The 17620-nt window shown below is 30.7% G+C and carries 17 protein-coding genes; 8 read left to right on the top strand and 9 right to left on the bottom strand.

Going from position 1 to position 17620, the window contains the following annotated elements:
- Entirely contained in the window at positions 1-393 is a 393-nt protein-coding gene (locus tag P9515_RS03555; RefSeq protein WP_041710573.1) for a hypothetical protein, read from the top strand.
- 2 nt (positions 394-395) lie between these two features.
- Here P9515_RS03555 and P9515_RS03550 read toward each other — a convergent pair whose 3' ends face one another.
- The gene (locus P9515_RS03550; RefSeq protein WP_011820029.1) at positions 396-869 is read right to left on the bottom strand and encodes a pentapeptide repeat-containing protein; all 474 of its coding nucleotides are present in this window, start codon (positions 867-869) and stop codon (positions 396-398) included.
- A 108-nt stretch (positions 870-977) separates the two neighbouring features.
- Between P9515_RS03550 and P9515_RS03545 the strand changes: the two genes are divergently transcribed.
- Positions 978-2618: a GMC oxidoreductase gene (locus P9515_RS03545; RefSeq protein WP_011820028.1), complete on the top strand. Its 1641-nt coding sequence runs from the start codon at positions 978-980 to the stop codon at positions 2616-2618.
- Here the strand turns inward: P9515_RS03545 and P9515_RS03540 are convergent.
- Both P9515_RS03540 and P9515_RS03535 read right to left on the bottom strand, forming a co-directional pair.
- Positions 2605-2862, bottom strand: coding sequence for a DUF2811 domain-containing protein (locus P9515_RS03540; protein ID WP_011820027.1), 258 nt, complete (start codon positions 2860-2862; stop codon positions 2605-2607). The two genes, P9515_RS03545 and P9515_RS03540, sit on opposite strands and share 14 nt — an antisense overlap.
- A 352-nt stretch (positions 2863-3214) precedes the next feature.
- The gene (locus P9515_RS03535) at positions 3215-4342 is read right to left on the bottom strand and encodes a sirohydrochlorin chelatase (protein ID WP_011820026.1); all 1128 of its coding nucleotides are present in this window, start codon (positions 4340-4342) and stop codon (positions 3215-3217) included.
- Positions 4343-4389: 47 nt separating this feature from the next.
- On the opposite strand from P9515_RS03535, the gene P9515_RS03530 reads away from it, so the two are divergent.
- Positions 4390-5670 carry an FAD-binding protein gene (locus tag P9515_RS03530; protein WP_011820025.1) on the top strand — a complete coding sequence of 427 codons (1281 nt, stop codon included), beginning with the start codon at positions 4390-4392 and terminating at the stop codon, positions 5668-5670.
- A gap of 31 nt (positions 5671-5701) precedes the next feature.
- Positions 5702-7276, top strand: a complete 1575-nt coding sequence (locus tag P9515_RS03525; RefSeq protein ID WP_011820024.1) for a SulP family inorganic anion transporter — start codon at positions 5702-5704, stop codon at positions 7274-7276.
- A 1-nt stretch (position 7277) separates the two neighbouring features.
- Here P9515_RS03525 and P9515_RS03520 read toward each other — a convergent pair whose 3' ends face one another.
- The 4 genes from P9515_RS03520 to P9515_RS03505 all read right to left on the bottom strand — a co-directional run bounded on the left by P9515_RS03520 (position 7278) and on the right by P9515_RS03505 (position 11859).
- On the bottom strand, positions 7278-8168 hold the full coding sequence (locus tag P9515_RS03520) for a homoserine O-succinyltransferase (protein ID WP_011820023.1): 891 nt from the start codon (positions 8166-8168) through the stop codon (positions 7278-7280).
- A 14-nt stretch (positions 8169-8182) separates the two neighbouring features.
- Positions 8183-9511, bottom strand: coding sequence for an O-acetylhomoserine aminocarboxypropyltransferase/cysteine synthase family protein (locus tag P9515_RS03515; protein ID WP_011820022.1), 1329 nt, complete (start codon positions 9509-9511; stop codon positions 8183-8185).
- Positions 9512-9583: 72 nt separating this feature from the next.
- Positions 9584-10243, bottom strand: a complete 660-nt coding sequence (locus P9515_RS03510) for a hypothetical protein (protein ID WP_011820021.1) — start codon at positions 10241-10243, stop codon at positions 9584-9586.
- A 107-nt stretch (positions 10244-10350) separates the two neighbouring features.
- Complete coding sequence (locus P9515_RS03505; RefSeq protein ID WP_011820020.1) at positions 10351-11859, bottom strand: hypothetical protein; 1509 nt, start codon at positions 11857-11859, stop codon at positions 10351-10353.
- 170 nt (positions 11860-12029) lie between these two features.
- Here P9515_RS03505 and stpA point away from each other — a divergent pair, with 170 nt between their 5' ends.
- Positions 12030-13244 carry a glucosylglycerol 3-phosphatase gene (stpA, locus tag P9515_RS03500; protein ID WP_011820019.1) on the top strand — a complete coding sequence of 405 codons (1215 nt, stop codon included), beginning with the start codon at positions 12030-12032 and terminating at the stop codon, positions 13242-13244.
- Positions 13245-13277: 33 nt separating this feature from the next.
- Positions 13278-14210 (top strand): arsenosugar biosynthesis radical SAM (seleno)protein ArsS, encoded by a 933-nt coding sequence (arsS, locus tag P9515_RS03495; RefSeq protein ID WP_011820018.1) that lies wholly within the window; start codon positions 13278-13280, stop codon positions 14208-14210.
- A gap of 6 nt (positions 14211-14216) precedes the next feature.
- Here the strand turns inward: arsS and P9515_RS03490 are convergent, their stop codons facing one another.
- Complete coding sequence (locus P9515_RS03490) at positions 14217-14669, bottom strand: Fur family transcriptional regulator (protein ID WP_011820017.1); 453 nt, start codon at positions 14667-14669, stop codon at positions 14217-14219.
- A 155-nt stretch (positions 14670-14824) separates the two neighbouring features.
- Between P9515_RS03490 and P9515_RS03485 the strand changes: the two genes are divergently transcribed.
- Both P9515_RS03485 and P9515_RS03480 read left to right on the top strand, forming a co-directional pair.
- On the top strand, positions 14825-15370 hold the full coding sequence (locus P9515_RS03485; RefSeq protein ID WP_041710572.1) for an isochorismatase family protein: 546 nt from the start codon (positions 14825-14827) through the stop codon (positions 15368-15370).
- A gap of 66 nt (positions 15371-15436) precedes the next feature.
- On the top strand, positions 15437-16468 hold the full coding sequence (locus tag P9515_RS03480) for a mechanosensitive ion channel family protein (protein WP_011820015.1): 1032 nt from the start codon (positions 15437-15439) through the stop codon (positions 16466-16468).
- Here the strand turns inward: P9515_RS03480 and P9515_RS03475 are convergent.
- Positions 16439-17440, bottom strand: coding sequence for an SDR family NAD(P)-dependent oxidoreductase (locus P9515_RS03475; RefSeq protein WP_011820014.1), 1002 nt, complete (start codon positions 17438-17440; stop codon positions 16439-16441). The genes P9515_RS03480 and P9515_RS03475 overlap by 30 nt on opposite strands.
- Between the last annotated feature and the right edge of the window lie 180 nt (positions 17441-17620).

Here is a 17620-nt window from a genome sequence, read left to right as displayed (position 1 = left end):
ATGGAATTAAAAAAAATAAAAACAAAGTATCTTAAATTAATTCCATCATCTTTAAATTTAAATTTAGCTCCTCAAAAATCAAAATTTGGAATAGTTTATACTCTTTATTCTGATAAGTTTAATTTAATTGAAGTAGGTTTTGCTGAAAACAATAAAATCCTACAAAATAAGGTTTTGCATAGCGAATTTATTTTATTAGATAAGAAGATGGGCAAACAGCAAGATCTTAATTTATTAATAAAAACTTTAAAAGAATTGGATATGAATTTTTCCAAAAAACTAAATATCACATATTCAAATATTCTAATTAGACATTTGTCTACTTTAGGCTGGCCCGTTGGAAGATCTCTTTACAAACAGAGAAAAATCAAAAAAGAACTTTCATTAGCTTAAAGTTAAATATAATCACATTCTAAAGTTTCTCTAGTTTCTCTATTTGTAAAAGGATTCGTGCCAGAGGCCTCTTTACAAAATTCCCTCACGATATCTTTTGGCAAGTAGACATTTGTAAAATCTGCACCTTGAATTTTTACATTTTCAAATTGAGTACTGTAAGCAAAAGAATCCTCTAAATTAGTGTTTGTTAAATCAGTTCCATCCAATACTGCTGAGTCAAGAGTAACCTCTCTTAAATTAGAATTACTTAAATTTGTATCCTTTAATTTTGCTCCATATAAACTTGCATTCTGTAGATCACAATCTGACAAATTTGCGTCCTGTAAATCTGTCAAATAAAAAGTTGCACCTTTTAAATCAGAACCTGAAAAATCTGTTCCTAATAATGATTGTTTACCATAATCTAATGCTGCAAAACAATTTGATGGAAAGATTAAAGCAATCAAACATATAATCAATAATATAGATCTCATTAAAACCTAAAAATACTTAAATAAATTCTAACTTCTAGAGTTGAAAACATGAAATAGATTTTTTACTGAATGCTATATTTGTTTATATGAAAAATACTGAAGTAGATTTTGGATATAAATCCTTATGATGCAATCGTAGTAGGTTCAGGTGCCACAGGAGGAGTAGCTGCACTTACTTTAGCCGAACAAGGAATAAGAGTGCTAGTAATAGAAGCTGGTCCTCAAATTAAAAGAACTGAGGCTAGCAGTAATGAGCCAAAAGATACCTTAAACAGATTATCAGGAATAATATCAAAAAAACACGCTAATCAATGTCAGCATCCCGGTTATTGGAAAAATAATCCTAATTTATATAAAAACGAATTAAAACATCCTTATGTTCAACAAAAAAACAAGCCATTCCTTTGGACTCAAGGAAACCAATATGGAGGAAGATCATTAACGTGGGGAGGTATTACCTTAAGATTTTCTAGAGAGGATTTTCATCCATCAAAAAAAGATGGATATGGGCCAGATTGGCCTATTTCCTACGACGAATTATCACCTCATTATGATTTTATAGAAAATTTTTGTGGAATATATGGACATAAAGATAACATCAAAGAAGTCCCAAATGGTAAATATATTGGGAAGATACCTCTTACAAAAATTGAAAGTATTTTTGGCAATCAAGTCAAATCGAAATTAAACTATCCCTTTATTCAATCTAGAGGATTCGATCGTAATTCTTCAGTAAAAGAGGAACAATGGCCAAAATCTTCGAGTGTAGGGACCACATTCAAAAAAGCACTAGAGACTGGAAATGTCCAAATACTCTCTAATCACTTAGTAGAATCATTCGAAACGGATAAAATAACAGAGCTTGCTTCAAAAATAATCATCGTAAATGTTGAAAATGGTAAAAGAAAATCATTAAATTGCGATTTAATTATTCTATGTGCATCAACAATCTCAACATTGAGGATACTACTTAACTCTGAAACCAAATCAAATTCTTCTGGTTTTAAAGATACATCTGGAAAATTAGGAAAATTTCTAATGGATCATATTTCTGTCTGTAGGTTTTTTTCAGTTCCAAATACAACTCAAAGAAACAATATATCTAATTCGTATCCTGATCTTTCCGGAGCTGGGAGTTTTTTCATACCCTTTGGGACAAATCTGCCCAAACCTGAAAGTATTAATTTTTTACGGGGTTATGGAATTTGGGGAGCAATTGACCGTCTAGGAATACCAAAGTTTTTGCAAAAAGACTTAAATTCTTCTACAGGTTTTCTAATCGCTCATGGTGAGGTCCTACCAAGAGAAGAAAATTCAGTCTCCCTTTCTGACAAAACAGACCGATGGGGGATTCCGGTCCCTCATATTGAATTCGAATGGAGTGAAAATGAATTAAATATGGCTAAACATATGGAGAGAACGATGCGAGATTCAATAAAAGCTGCAGATGGAAAAATCAAAGGGATCGATGAACTTATAAAAATCCCATATGCAGGGTTGTTTACAAAAAAATCAATTGCTCTTTCAGGAAATCCGCCACCCCCGGGATACTATATCCATGAAGTAGGAGGAGCACCAATGGGATTTAGAGAGGAAGATAGTGTTGTAAATAAATCAAATAGACTTTGGAGATGTAAGAATGTTCTTGTATTAGATGGTGCATGTTGGCCCACTTCTTCATGGCAGAGTCCAACTTTAACAATGATGGCTATAAGCAGAAGAGCTTGTTTAAAAGTTAAAAAGACTTAGAAGGCGAAAAAAGTTGATTTATGTAAATCTCGGAAACTGAATTATCAGTACAACCATTTTGAATAAGAAAAGTAGCTAAAGCAGAATTTATAAGTTTATATTGATCCCAAGTAGGATTATGTAAGACGAAATCTTTCATCGTTTCATAAAGACTTTCTGAAAGCTCTGTTTCTAGAGAAACTTTTGAGTTTAAAGAATTATCATATTTAGCTTCAATGATTTTCTCTTGATTTATTTGACTCATAAAAACAAAAACTTAGGTTTAAATATAATTGTCTATTTTTTTTTAAAAGTCAAAAATATATTTTTATCAGTCATATACCATTATCAAACGAGACTCATGTTATAGATCAATTTTGATGTAAAAAGATTTTTTGGAACGTTTATTGAAAAAAGCTTTAAGAAAAGTCAATAATAATGTTGAAGTGCTGTTATTTTCGAAACAACGCTTTAAAGCTCATCCCATGTGGATATGGACGTGGAAAACTTATTATAGATTGTGGAAAAAATAACCCAAAATACTTTTTTAAGTTTCCATTAGTAATACTTATATATGATAAGTCTATTGAGACTAAGTCAAGAAAGAGACGATTGATTCACTCTTTTTCAACTGAATTTCTTAAGATTTGACCGTCATTAAGCAAGCGAAGCGTAACAGGTCCTAACGGATGTTTTGAATTTGGGTAAACATTCTGATGATGATGATGATGATGATGTCCATCCTTAGCTTTATCTAATAAAAGTGCAGTCTGATTTTGGTCATTAATTGAACTTTGATCTTGCGTTTCGCAAGCTCCACTGCATTCAGAATCACATAAATCACAACTGAGACCTAAGCCCTCAACATGATCATGATGGCTTTCTTGCACCATTCCGACCTCTTTTTCAAAACCAACTAAATTTGATCTATATTTGCATAGGGAACAATTCATATAATTACTGCTCTCTTCATTAAAAATTTCTTCAATCCTCTCTACAAAGGTTTCAACAACATATTTATGGGATGAAAGATACTTCGCCTCATGTATCTCAACATGTGGATTATCTATTGCGACTAAGTCGCTTTGCCTTTTTATCCTCGTAACGAGGACTCCTGAAAAAAGAAAATAAGGGAAAATAATTATGTTTTTGTAACCAAGTCTTACAACATTTCGCAACCCAGGCTCAACTAATGGAAATGTTACTCCCGAGAATACAGTTTCTCCCCATCCCATCCCAACTCCTTCAACTACCATTCTTGTAATTTTTGAGACATTAGAGTTAGCATCTGGATCAGAGGAGCCTCTCCCTACAACTACTAATAATGATTCTTCAGGAGTAAGAGAATTATTTTTCCTGAAAACTTCTTTAACTCTCTCGCAGGCAGCACTAATCATTAAATTATTAATTCCTAATTCTCTTCCATAGATTATTTCGATATCTTTTTTCTTTGCGTAATTCATAAGGAGGCTTGGTATGTCATTTTTTACATGGCCAGCGGCAAAAAGCATCGCTGGTATCGCTATTACTTTTTTTACAGAACTATTTCTTAATTTATCCAACGCATCTGTAAGGGAGGGCTTTGCAAATTCTAAAAAGCCAAATTCAACAAGCATTGATGGATATCTTTTTTGTATACACCTAGTTAGTTCCTTAAATTCGGTAATAGCTAATTTATTTCTACTTCCATGACCACAAATGAGGATCCCAATTTTCTTATTTAAGTTCGAATCTAAAGTATCCAATTTTAATCAATTACTTATATCATGATAGTAAGGATGGACAATCAGTAGTGAAAAAAAATAAAAATTTACTTGAAGTCCCAAATATAAACTCCAGTGATGCGCAACTTAAAAAAATAATTTATAAAGTTGAGGATAATATATTTAATCGGTTCTTCAATTCATTTTCAAAATCTGAATATCTATGCGTCTGCAGCGGAGGTACAACATCAAGTTGTGCTAGAGATAATTTTATTACTCTGGATTTAAGAAAAGAATATGATCATATTCATCTAGAAAAAGAAAAGAATTTAATAAAGATCGGAGGTGGAGTAATTATGAAGGATCTAATGAATTTTTTAGGGAGTCAAAATAAAATTTTCCCTACTGGCCTATCAAAACTCCCTGGAGCAGGATATTTACTCACAGGTGGAATAAGTCCTCTCAGTAGAAGGTATGGACTGGCCATAGACAATATCGAAACCATAAAAGGATATCTAGGTAATGGGACATTCATATCATTAGAAAAAAACAATCTAAGTTCAGACCAAAAACTTCTATGGGAAGGATTTAAAGGTGCTGCTCCTTTCCTTGCAATAATTACAGAAATCGGGCTCAAAACTTTCCAAGCTCACCCTATTCAAATTATTGAGGGATTTATTAATGACAATGAACTTTCAAAGATTATTAATTTAGCAGAGGGATTTCCAGAAAATTTAAGCCTTCAATGGATTTACGCTCAAGATATATATATTTACATTTTAGCGGAAATAAGAAATGATTTAGATAAAGAAATCACAAAAAAATATTTAAACAAACTTGAAAATTTTTCTTCTCTCAAAATAAAAACTTATGAGAACTATAATCAGATAAATTTCTTTCCCAAAGAATTAGATCTTTTTGAATTAAATAAGAATAACCATTCTGAAGTAATAAGTCTCCTAGGGGAAGATTTAAAAGAGCGTATTCAAATTTTTATCAAGTGTATGAAAGAAATAATTCGAAGCAAACCAAATAATTCTTGTTATGTCGCCTCACAGCAGCTTGGAGGAAAGACAAAAGAAATTGATCCTAAATCAAGTTTCTTTATTCATCGAAAAAGTACTTGGAAACCTTGGATCTATGCCTCATGGAAAAAAGATGATCTTAAAGAAAAAGAAATTGTTTTGAATTGGATGAATGAATCCTGGGAAAAGCTAAAAATATTTTTCCCCAAAATACATCTAGCTCAAATTCACAATCATTTAAATTCACACGAAGAAGAAGTCTATTTATCTTTTGAGGAAAGACTTAGTGAATTAAAAACTTTAAAGAATATTTGTGATCCAGAAAGTATTTTGCCACCTCTATAGAGTAACTTTTTAAGTATAAAAGATATTAAAAATGTCAAATTTCACCAAATATTTATCTAAAAATTGGTTAGATGATCCAAAATCTAATATTCTTTCGGGTTTAGTAGTAGCTTTTGCAATGATTCCTGAAGCAATTGCTTTTTCAGGAATAGCTGGTGTTGATCCAAAAGTCGGACTTTATGGCGCATTCTGCCTATCTATAACAATCGCGATTCTTGGTGGCAGGAGGGGTATGATCACCTCCGCCACAGGCTCAACAGCTCTTTTAATGACTGGAGTTGTCTCTATTGGAGAGGCTCAGGCTCCTGGGACAAATCTTGGTCTTTCCTATTTAATAGCGGCAGGACTATTAACCGGTGTTTTTCAAATACTCTGGGGATATCTAAGACTGGCTTATCAAATGAGGTTTGTTCCAACAGGTGTACTAAGCGGCTTTGTAAATGCACTTGCATTATTAATATTTCAAGCCCAATTCCTTCAATTGGGTATTGGGATCAATGAAGGGAAACTATTAGAAAATGAACTCACAAAATATCCGACAATTAGTCAAGTACCTACAGTATGGATACTTGTAATTTTTGGATTAATCATTATTTACGGATTTCCCAAAATAACAAAAGTAATCCCTTCTCAATTAGTTGCTATTGTTTTGCTTACTTTTACAAGTTTATTTTTCCAATTAGATATTCCTACTGTTAGTGATTTAGGCACTTTACCAAATGGCTTTCCAAGTTTTTCATTACCATTTGGGGAATTAGAGAATGGGAAAGTACCTTTCAACCTTTCAACGTTAGGAGTCATTTTGCCCACATCGCTAGCCATCTCGCTAGTAGGTTTGATGGAAACATTCTTAACTCAAGATATATTAGATGACGCCACGGATACTAGTTCCAATAAAAATAAAGAAGCTAGAGGACAAGGGATAGCAAATCTAATATCCTCTTTATTTGGAGGAATGGCGGGCTGTGCGCTCGTAGGACAATCAGTTATGAATAATGAGAATGGAGGCAAATCTAGGTTGTCAACATTAACTTCAGGTTTGTCATTACTGTTGATGATAATTCTATTAAAACCATGGATAGGAGCAATCCCCATGGCTGCTTTAGTAGCAATAATGATCACGATTGCTATAAGTACGGCTGATTTAAATGGTTTAAAGAATATTAGAAAGATACCAAAGAGTGACACGGCAGTAATGCTTATGACTTTTGCGGTTACGATGCTTACAAAACCACATAATCTTGCTCTTGGTGTAATAGCAGGAGTTGGTTTAGCCGCAATACTCTTTAGCAGGAAAGTTGCAAAGGTTATTACGGTTTCAAAAGTTAAAGATAAAGATAAAAACCAAATAACATACAAAGTTGAGGGTCAATTATTTTTTGTAAGCAAAATTTATTTTCTACAGGGATTCGATATTCATGAACACCCGAAAAATATTTTAATTGATATGTCTTTAGCTCATATTTGGGATCAGAGTGGAGTTGTTGCTTTAGATCAAATTATAAGAAAATTCAAAAATAGCGGTTCAAAAGTTGACATTATTGGTTTAAATAAAGAGAGTTTGAACTTATTTGAAAGACTAGGAGGTCTCGAGACCTCTCACTAATTTAATTTAGACTAACTTGCTGATAACAAAACCATAGCCATTGCTGGAAAAGGAGATTCCGATGAGATCTCCAAGATGTATTTGAACAATTAATGTCAAAATTCACAGGAGGAGGTACATCTCCCTTTTCTTTATCTCTGTTAATTTCGCTAATAATTCTATGAACTGTATATTCAGGATGTCCTAAGTGCATAAATTGTTTCTGATCTTTGGTTTCAAATATTGTGTAACCGACATCTTTTCCATATGCAAGCAAATTTAATTTTCCTTCTTTTTGAGCTTCTTCCATTTCAAGATCAGGCAACCCTGCAAATCTACTTTGTGGACAGATAAATTCATCATCTTGCGTGCCCATTAAAGGATGACCGGGAACAAGGCTCTTCAATGGGAATACTCCAAATAATTTCCTATCAAATACTTTCTTATTAACACCCGCTAAATAAGCTAGCGCAAATCCAGCCCAACACAATCCAAGAGTGCTTGCACATAAATTTCTTGCTTCATTAGTAATATTTACGAATTCATCCCAGTATTTAACTTCTTCAAAGGCTAAATGCTCTACTGGTGCTCCGGTAATAATTACCCCATCTAATGGTTCCGGATCATTTGCCTCCTCCCATGTTGTATAAAGATTTTTTAAATGGTTAAGATCCCATGTTTTATATGAATGAGTTTTCAATTTTATCCAAACAGGCTCAATTTGAAGAGGAGACAACCCAAGAGGATGTAATAAATTAAATTCATATTGCTTACCAAGAGGCATGATATTTAGAATACCAATCCTTAATGGACGTATATCCTGTCTTTCTGCCAATTCCGGTTCAATCCAAGAAATATGATTTTTCTCAACATCACTAATCTTGTGATAATTGCTAGGTATTATTAAAGCCAATGAATCTCCATTATTTAAGTAATTTTTGTAAGCGCCTGTTCAAAATCTGCTTTTATATCATCAATATGCTCTATCCCAACAGATACTCTTACCATTGTTGGAGTAACACCTGCTGATAATTGTTCTTCCTCTGATAATTGCTGATGTGTTGTGGAGGCAGGGTGAATAACTAAAGTTTTAGAGTCTCCAACATTAGCAAGATGACTAGCTAATTCTAATGAGTCAATAAATTTAACGGCGTTGTCATATCCGCCATTTAAAGAGAACATAAGCATACATCCCATACCTCTGCCTGTAGTGTATTTTTTTGCTCTTGTATGATAGGGATCGGATTCCAAACCAGGGAAATTAACGCTGGTAACTTGAGGGTTTGAATCTAACCATTTTGCCAACTCAAGCGCGTTAGAAGTTTGTCTCTCTATTCTTAAACTTAAAGTTTCTAAGCCTTGTAATAATAAAAAAGAATTAAAAGGACTTTGAGCCGGGCCCCAATCTCTTAGACACTCCAGCCTAGCTCTCAAGGCAAAAGCTATATTTCTATTGTCAGGGACACCTAAAGATTTACATATATCACTCCCAAATCCAAATGCATCCCAATGTACCAAACCATGATAGGCAGCGCTTGGTTCACTCATAAGTGGGAATTTTCCATTTCCCCAATCAAAAGTTCCAGCATCAACTATTACTCCTCCGATACTAGTTCCATGTCCTCCTATCCATTTAGTTGCGCTTTCTACAACAATATCTGCACCAAAATCAATTGGTTTAATTAAAGCGCCTCCTGCACCAAGAGTATTGTCAACAATTAAAGGAATACCATTTTCCTTAGCCAAATTAGAAAGGCCCTCAAAATCGGGTATGTTGAATCTAGGATTTCCCATTGATTCAACATAAATTGCTTTAGTTTTATCATCTATTTTCTCTTTAAAACTATCAACACTATCTCCCTCAGCAAATTTAACTTCTATTCCCAACCTAGGGAATTGAACTTTAAATTGATTAAAAGTTCCACCATACAAAAAGGAAGTAGAAACAAAATTATCCCCTGCTTTCATGCAATTGACTATTGCAAGGAATTGAGCAGCTTGACCTGATGAAGTTGCCAATGCAGCCATACCGCCTTCTAAAGCTGCCATCCTTTTTTCGAAGACATCAGTTGTGGGGTTCATGAGTCTTGTATAGATATTTCCAAATTCTTTTAATCCAAAAAGATTAGCTCCATGTTCTGCGTTATCAAAAACGTAAGAACTTGTCTGATAGATAGGTACAGCTCTGGAGTTAGTAGTTGGATCAGGCTCTTGGCCTGCATGTAACTGAAGAGTCTCGAACTTTTGGTTACTCAAAATTTTTTAATTAATCCTATTATCTATTTAACTTAAAAACTTCCTAAAAATAAATATAAACAAGATAAATCTTTATAAATCCTCTTTTAATGATGGATAATTTTCCCTCATAAATGATTTTAAATCTTTATTTATGTCAGTTCTAAAAGCGTCTATTTTTTTGCTATCAATAATAGGAAAAGTTTGATTTGCCTCAGTATCTTTTTCAGTAATAGATTTCCAGCTTTTACTCAAATCTTTTTCAGATTTATTAAGAATTTCACTGAAATCAAAAGGCTCTTTATTATTTTTGGCACCGTATTTATTATATGCTTTTTGAATTAGTTGTTTTCTAATAGTAAACAAATTTTTTGCCTTCAAAGTATCTGTCAGACCCATTACTGGTTGCAACTCTTTAAGAAGTTTTAACTCCTCTTCAATCATAAGAGTCCAAACACTTACTTGTTTTTCGGGTAAATAAGATTCATTAAAAATTTGTATTTCTTCAAGATAAAAATTTAACCATAAATAGTAAGATTTCTCTTCAATAGATTTTTTAATTGATGCTTTTTTATTTTGTATTTTCGGAAGCAACTTTTCTGCTTTTTTTAAAAATTGTCTATCCTCTCTCTCTAAATTAATCAATCCCCATCTTTGACTATAGTCCCATAAATCTTCATATCTTGATAGATCTTCTTGGCTCCATCCAAGAGCTTTAAGTTCATGGGAGCGATGTGTTAGTTCCTTATTCAAAAAATAACCTTATTTAACTTAATAAGTTTAACGCTGAAGTTAGTATAAGTAAATAATAGAAAAGATCAACTCAATTGATTTAAAGAAATTTGATAATAAGTATTGTACTAATTAGTAAAGTATTTATTTATTATTTTTATAGTTTGAATGTAATTTGGATTGTTTACAGAAGGTTTACTTCTAGATGCCTTTTTTTCTAATTTAATTTTACTTTTATCAAAAAATAATTTCTCATAAAGGATTTTGCTAGTATCAAAAACATCTATTCCTTGAAGTTTAAAATTTAGTTCTAAACATAGATTAGGTTTTACAGATTCCTGACAAAAATTAGTTATTGCCTCTGAATTAATTAAAACCTCATAAATTTCTTTTTTTTCATCAGCTTCTGCATTAAAACATAAATAAATTAAATTAATCATCGAGCAATTATTATTTTTAATATTAAATTCCTTGTATATTTTGGGCCAGAATTTTAACGATTTCAAGCCCTCAAGGCCACCTTGACTTAAGTTGAATTTATTACACCAATCAATAAACTCAGAGACATTCTTAGGGCATCTCTTGAGAGTCAAAAGCATATCTGACAAAACTTGTCCTGCCTGAAAATTCCTTGTTGGTTTACCCTCTGTTGGTAAAGACATACTTCCCAAAACATCTGCTTTAACCGCATTTAGCTGAGAGAAAGTATGATCAGCAGATTCAAAAAATTCATTCCCAATATTTTCTTTGGCGATAATACAATCTTCTCCGTAACCAAGTTCTTTTAAAGAAAAATGTAAGTTTTGAAATTTATTTTCTTTTCTGACTTTTAAAGAAACTGTTGCTGCTTGATCCAAACATTGAGTTAATAAAACAGTATTTATGGTGGGCAACATCCCTGGCTTATCTGAGTGGTAGTTATTTACATATCCTGCAAATATGGAAGAAATATTTTTAATAGACTTAATGTATTGAGATTCAATATTATGAACACCTGGAGAAACCTGAATCTTTGGTGATAATTGATTCATAATCCTTGCACCAATTAGGGCTGTTAAAGAGTCTGGATGACAAAAATTAGCTGTAAAACTATCTTTGGGATTTCTCAATGCTCCATGTCGATGGAATCCTGTAAAAAATGCTAGATTTGGATATTGATTACACAAAATATAGGGTTTTTCATTTTGATCATCAAAGCAAAAAGAACCCACAAGACATGCAAGAACTACATTTTCTCGATTTAAAATTTTTCTTAATTCTATGGCACGTCTAATATCATTTTGTATGTGATTACTATTTGAAGCTATAATAACCAACTTACATTTTTGAAGAAGATCTTCGAGAGTATTAGACTTTCTTTTACCTTCAAAAACATGATTTCCCATGCTTTCAATTTTATTTATTATTTCATGTTCCATATTAGATAGAACATCTTTCGAAAAAGCACCCAACAATTCTCTCCCGGGTCTTGGAGCCAAGAGAATATTAGGAGAATCAGAATGCATTGCGCAATTATATGCCAATGATGCTGGATATAATCCAACACTGTAGAATCCCACCTTGCAGTTTTTAATATCTTCTAAAAATGAACAAAATGATTCTTCATTGTTTAATTGACCAAAGAAACTATTATTCATTTTGTTTTTTATCCATAGAATTATCTTAAAGTTTACTCATAACAAACATTTTTATACATTAAACCAATTTATTGCCTTAGCAAATCGTTTTAATATGAATATTATATTTTTTATTTCCAAGTTTAATGTTTATTGTTAGCTTAAAAGAGAAAAAATTTTCATAATAGGAAATGAATCATAATAAATTAGATTTTGAAAATATTATTATTAATTCTAAAAATATCTTATTTATTCAAGACATTGATGGGGTATGTATTCCACTAGTGAAAGATCCAATGACTAGAAAATTGGAATCAAAATATATATTTGCAGCAAAAGATTTAGAAGATGAATTTTTTGTCTTAACTTGTGGAGAACATGACGGCCCAAGAGGGGTTAATAGAATAGTTGAAAGAAGCTTAAATAGTAATATCACGCCAAAAGAAAAAGGTCTTTATTTAAGGGGTTTAGCGGCGTGTGGTGTCGAATATCAAGATAATAATGGGCATATAAGTTTTGAGGGGGTATCAAAAAAAGAAGTTAATTTCTTAAATAAAGTTCCTGAATTGATGAGACCTGATTTCGAAACAATTGTAAAGAAAATTTTTCCGAATCTCGATCAAGAAGAAATAAATTCACATGCATTGAAGTCGATATGTGAGACAAGGTTCTCACCAACAATTAATTTCAATAGTCTTTTCGATTTGGTAGAGGAAGATTCTGAAAAAAGAAAACTTATTCAAAGAAGTTTTGAAGATATGATGAAAAATATTATTTACAAAGCAGAGTGTCAGGGACTTAAAAATTCCTTTTTTCTTCATATCTCTCCAAATCTAGGAAGTAAGAATGGAAATGAAATAATAAAACTCTCTACTAAAAATGATATTGGATCAACCGATATACAGCTACTTCTTAAAGGGGCAGTTAAAGACTCTGGAGTTCTATTTTTATTAAATAAATTTATTTATGATAAAACTGGCAAAGCTCCATTTGGTAGAAACTTTAATTTTAGAGATTCACCTAATTCTCTTAAAGAAAAAGTAGATTTCTGTAAAAATAATATTAATTCAAAAGACATGCCAACTATTATAGGAATTGGAGATACAGTAACATCAAAGAAAAATATTAATAATCTCTATTTAAGAGGTGGGAGCGATCGTTCTTTTTTAGAATTTATTCAATTACTAGGAAAAGAATTTAAAAGTAATAATAAAATAATTTTCGTTGATAGTAGTTCGGGAGAAGTTAATAGACCTTCAACCAAAATATCTGGTTTAAATGGAATAAGTGATGAAGAAGATCACTTAAAATTTGATATGATTTTTCAAAATGGTCCTAGAGAATATATAAATTGGTTTATTGAATTTGTGAAAAATCGTTCCAAAATAAAAAAAAACTTAATTTAATTTATCCAAACTAAACTTAAAATTATTCCAATTATGATAGATAAATTCCCATCCATATGTAAAGAGCCTATTGATACTTTACAGATCAATATAGGTTATAAATGTAATCAAGCATGCAGGCATTGCCACGTAAATTCAAGCCCATTACGTACTGAAAAAATGTCTAATGAAATAATTTCTCTTATTCCAAAAATAATAGATAAATATAAAATCAAAACTTTAGATATTACTGGAGGAGCACCTGAAATGCATCCTGAATTTAGAAATTTAATCACAAGTTTAAGTAATAAAAATATTGATATTATTGATAGATGTAACTTAACAATTTTCTTTGAAAAGGGGTATGAAGATTTACCGCAATTTCTTGCGAATAATAATGTAATAGTTACAGCATCACTTCCATGCTATGAAAAAAATAATGTAGAGGAACAAAGGGGCTTCGGGGTCTTTGATAAAAGTATTAATGCTTTAAAAATACTCAATAAACTGGGGTATGGAAAAAGTAAAAATGAACTGCAATTAAATCTAGTTTATAATCCCGTAAATCCAGTACTTCCTCCATCTCAAGAAATCCTACAAGCTGATTATAAAAGAATTCTTTTTGAGAAATATGATATCTCATTTAATAATCTTTATACGATTACTAATATGCCAATTAATAGATACGCAGATTCCCTTAAGAGAGAGGATAAACTTAGTTCTTATTACAAACTACTCAAAGAAAATTTTAATAAAAATAATCTAGAAAACCTTATGTGCAAAAAAACTATAAGTGTTAATTGGCAAGGACAAATATATGATTGTGACTTTAACCAACAAATAAATTTACAGGAAAATAAAGGACCAAAGACTCTTTTTGATTTAATGAATAAATCATTTAAATTTAATTATAGAGTAGCTGTTAAAGAACATTGTTTTGCTTGCACCGCAGGGGCTGGTTCAAGCTGTGGAGGTACTTTATCTTAGTTTTCTCTAAACACAATTAGGACATATAGCTCTAACATTTAACGAAGATTCAATAAGTTTAAAACCATTAACTTTTGCGGCTACTTTACCAGCCTTTAACACATCATCATTTTCAAATTCTTCAGTTCTTCCACACCTTATGCAAATCAAGTGATGATGATCTGCAGTTTCATTAGAAAGCAATTCGTATCTATGCCCCCCTTCACTAAGCTCTAATTCATGTAATAAGCCCATTTGAACAAGAAGTCTCAAAGTTCTATATATTGTTGCCAAAGAAACTTTTGAACTAGATTGAACTAATTTTTCATGCACCTGTTCAGCGCTTAAATGATTTCCTGCTCCAATATTCTCAAATAAATTTAAAACTTTAAGTCTTTGAGGGGTTAACCTTTTACCATCTTTGTGTAGGCCATCTCCTAAAGGGGAAGTAATTACTTTGTATTTAGAAGATAGCGACAAAAAAAATAAATACTAATTATTCTCAATAATAACTCTTGATGAGATTAAAACAACTTTTAACATATAAATATTTACTAATTTACCTAATAAGATTATTTTAAGTATAAGTTTTATATATATATTAAAAATCCAATGAAAAATTTTATTAGAAGCGAATCAGAAAAAAAAAAAAAAAAGCCTTACTTCTCATAGATATTCAGGAGAAAATTATAAATCCAATTAATAATAAAGATTCAATAATTAAAAACATCAAGAAGCTATTGAGAGCTTACCAAATCCTAGAAAAAAACATTTTCCTCTCAGAGCAAAACCCTCTGAAATTGGGCAAAACAATCCCAAATATATTACCTGAAGTTAATTTTACTCAAATCGAAAAGATGGATTTTAGCTTAGCTAGTAGTCAACTTATTTTTGAAGAATTTGCTAAAAAAAATATTACTAATTTAATAATTTGCGGATTTGAGACACACATATGTATTCAGCAAAGTGTCTTAGAATTTTTAAAAAAGGGATATGAAGTACTTTTAATATGCGATGCCATGGGAAGTAGAAACGATTTAGATCACGAAATCGCACTACAGAGAATGCTACATAAAGGAGCAATTATTACTACTACCGAATCAATAATTTTTGAAATTTGTCAAACCTCAGATAGAAAAGAATTTAAAGAAATTAGCAATATAATTAAAAATCAAAGATAAATAAGACTGGTTTATTTTTAGAGATAATTTAAACTTTATATATTGTTTTTAGAGAATTCATTAGATATGAAAGTATTTACAGAAAAATTGATTTTGGCAATTTCGATATTTCTTATTGGAATAATAATATCGATCATAATATCTAAAATTTCCAAGGTTATTTTTAAAAGGATTTCTAAAAGAACAAAAACAAATTTCGATGATTTTATTTTTGATACAATTAATGGAGTTTTAAAGCCAATAGGTTTTCTTCTATCAGGCTATTTCTCAATTGATTATTTTTTCACTGATGAAATAACTTTTATATCTGTAATCTTAAATATTCAAAAATTACTGATATTAATAATCATTATTAAAGCTCTTAATAAAGTACTAATTAAATCTTTAACAGAATCCACTGCAAAAATTGATGATTCTTCAATCAGTTCGATGATCTCATCATTAACACCTTTAATTAAAGCATTTACATGGACTATAGGATCTATATTTTTCTTGCAAAATATAGGTGTGAAAATGACTGCGATTTGGGCATTGCTTAGTGCAGGCGGTATCGGGGCAGGTTTAGCATTAAAAGATCCAGTTCAAGAATTTTTTGAATACATAACAATTTTGCTTGATAAACCTTTTCAAAAAGGTGAATTTATAAAGTCCGATAGCGTATTAGGAATGGTAGAAAGGGTAGGAGTAAGATCCTCAAGAATAAGAAGTATCAACGGAGAAGTAGTAGTAATGAGCAACAGTGCATTAACTAATGGGATAATTTCAAATTATGCTCAAATGAAGAAAAGAAGACTTGTTCATAAATTGGGCGTAGTTTATGAAACCTCTCCATCTCTAATGAAAATGATTCCAAATATTATAAAAAAAATTATTGAAGAAACTAAAGATGCCTCTTTTGATAGATGTCACTTTACAGATTTCGGAGACTTCAGTCTAAATTTCGAATTAGTTTATTTCATACCAACAAATAATTATTTAGCTGCTATGGAAGCTCAACAAAGTATTAACTTACGAATTATTGAAGAATTCTCCGCTAACAAAATAGAATTTGCATTCCCAACTCAAACATTAAATATTGAGAGATACGAACCCAAATGATTGGCATAATTCTTCACTTAGATTCCAAAGTCTTAAAGCAAGATCACTTTTATTAGCTTCTTCACTAATCTCACTTTTGAGTAATTTATGTTTTTTAAAAAAGACAAGCTTATTGCTTAAATGCAGGTACTTAATATTATTGAATTCAGGATCAGTAACAATTTCAGAAAGCAATTTTCCTGCATTTTCTACATTTTCAGAAATACCTAAAATATTTTTTGCAATAATAGAAAAAATGATATACCCAAAAAAATTAAACTTTTTACTATATCTAAAGAAACCTAAATCTTCATTTGGAATTACAAGTCCTGGGGCCCAAGTAATAACAGCTACTTCATAAGCTTTAATTTGTAATCTTTTTGAAAGTTCTTTAGCAAATAATATATTACACAATTTACTATTTTTGTAAGCTTTATCTGAATTAAAATTTAAATATTTCCCTGTAATTTCTTGTTTAAAATTGACTAGGTTATTTAAGCCCGCTTTTTTACCAACATTGCCTCCAGAACTCTTTGGATCATGTACATCAGATGATGTAATAATAATTCTTGATTCTTTTTTATTATTTATTAGTCCGATAAGAGAATTAACTAAGTAAAAATGTGCGAGATGATTGACTGCGAAAGTTAGTTCAATGCCTTGTTTTGAGACTTTAGGATAAAAAGATCCCGTATATTGCAAACCTGCATTAAGGATAATCACATCAAAAGATACATTTTTTTTGTTTAAATAATCTCTTAGTATTTCAATATTTCTTAAATTAGCTAAATCAATATTTTCAATAAGATTTAGATACTTATCAAGGTATTTTTTATCAAAATATTTGAGAAGTTTAAAAAAAAACTGATCTTTTCTTGGTATAGATCTTATTGGAATATATAAATTATTTTTAGCCTTCAATAAGTTAATAGTTGCATAAAAACCAATCCCAGAATTACCACCTGTTATTAAGATATTTTTATCTTTCAACATCAGATCTAAAAAACAATATTATTCATAATAAGAAATTATATATTATTTTTTCTTTTGAAATCTTATAAATTATTGTTAAAACACTTAAAACATAGGTCCTAGTTATAGATTCTCTTGCTTATTATTGAATTTATTCTCATTACAAAATTTTGAATGAATTGTAAAAAAGAAATTTCAGAT

The sequence above is a fragment of the Prochlorococcus marinus str. MIT 9515 genome (assembly GCF_000015665.1).
GTDB classification, from domain to species: domain Bacteria; phylum Cyanobacteriota; class Cyanobacteriia; order PCC-6307; family Cyanobiaceae; genus Prochlorococcus_A; species Prochlorococcus_A marinus_P.
This window is presented reverse-complemented; position numbering and strand designations above follow the sequence as displayed.

Excerpts from the sequence above, each read along its gene's own strand:
- P9515_RS03550 (WP_011820029.1), bottom strand. The coding sequence starts at position 869 with ATGAGATCTATATTATTGATTATATGTTTGATTGCTTTAATCTTTCCA.
- P9515_RS03525 (WP_011820024.1), top strand. The coding sequence starts at position 5,702 with ATGTCAAATTTCACCAAATATTTATCTAAAAATTGGTTAGATGATCCA.
- P9515_RS03540 (WP_011820027.1), bottom strand. The coding sequence starts at position 2,862 with ATGAGTCAAATAAATCAAGAGAAAATCATTGAAGCTAAATATGATAAT.
- arsS (WP_011820018.1), top strand. The coding sequence starts at position 13,278 with ATGATAGATAAATTCCCATCCATATGTAAAGAGCCTATTGATACTTTA.
- P9515_RS03480 (WP_011820015.1), top strand. The coding sequence starts at position 15,437 with ATGAAAGTATTTACAGAAAAATTGATTTTGGCAATTTCGATATTTCTT.
- P9515_RS03475 (WP_011820014.1), bottom strand. The coding sequence starts at position 17,440 with ATGTTGAAAGATAAAAATATCTTAATAACAGGTGGTAATTCTGGGATT.
- stpA (WP_011820019.1), top strand. The coding sequence starts at position 12,030 with ATGAATCATAATAAATTAGATTTTGAAAATATTATTATTAATTCTAAA.
- P9515_RS03555 (WP_041710573.1), top strand. The coding sequence starts at position 1 with ATGGAATTAAAAAAAATAAAAACAAAGTATCTTAAATTAATTCCATCA.
- P9515_RS03505 (WP_011820020.1), bottom strand. The coding sequence starts at position 11,859 with ATGAATAATAGTTTCTTTGGTCAATTAAACAATGAAGAATCATTTTGT.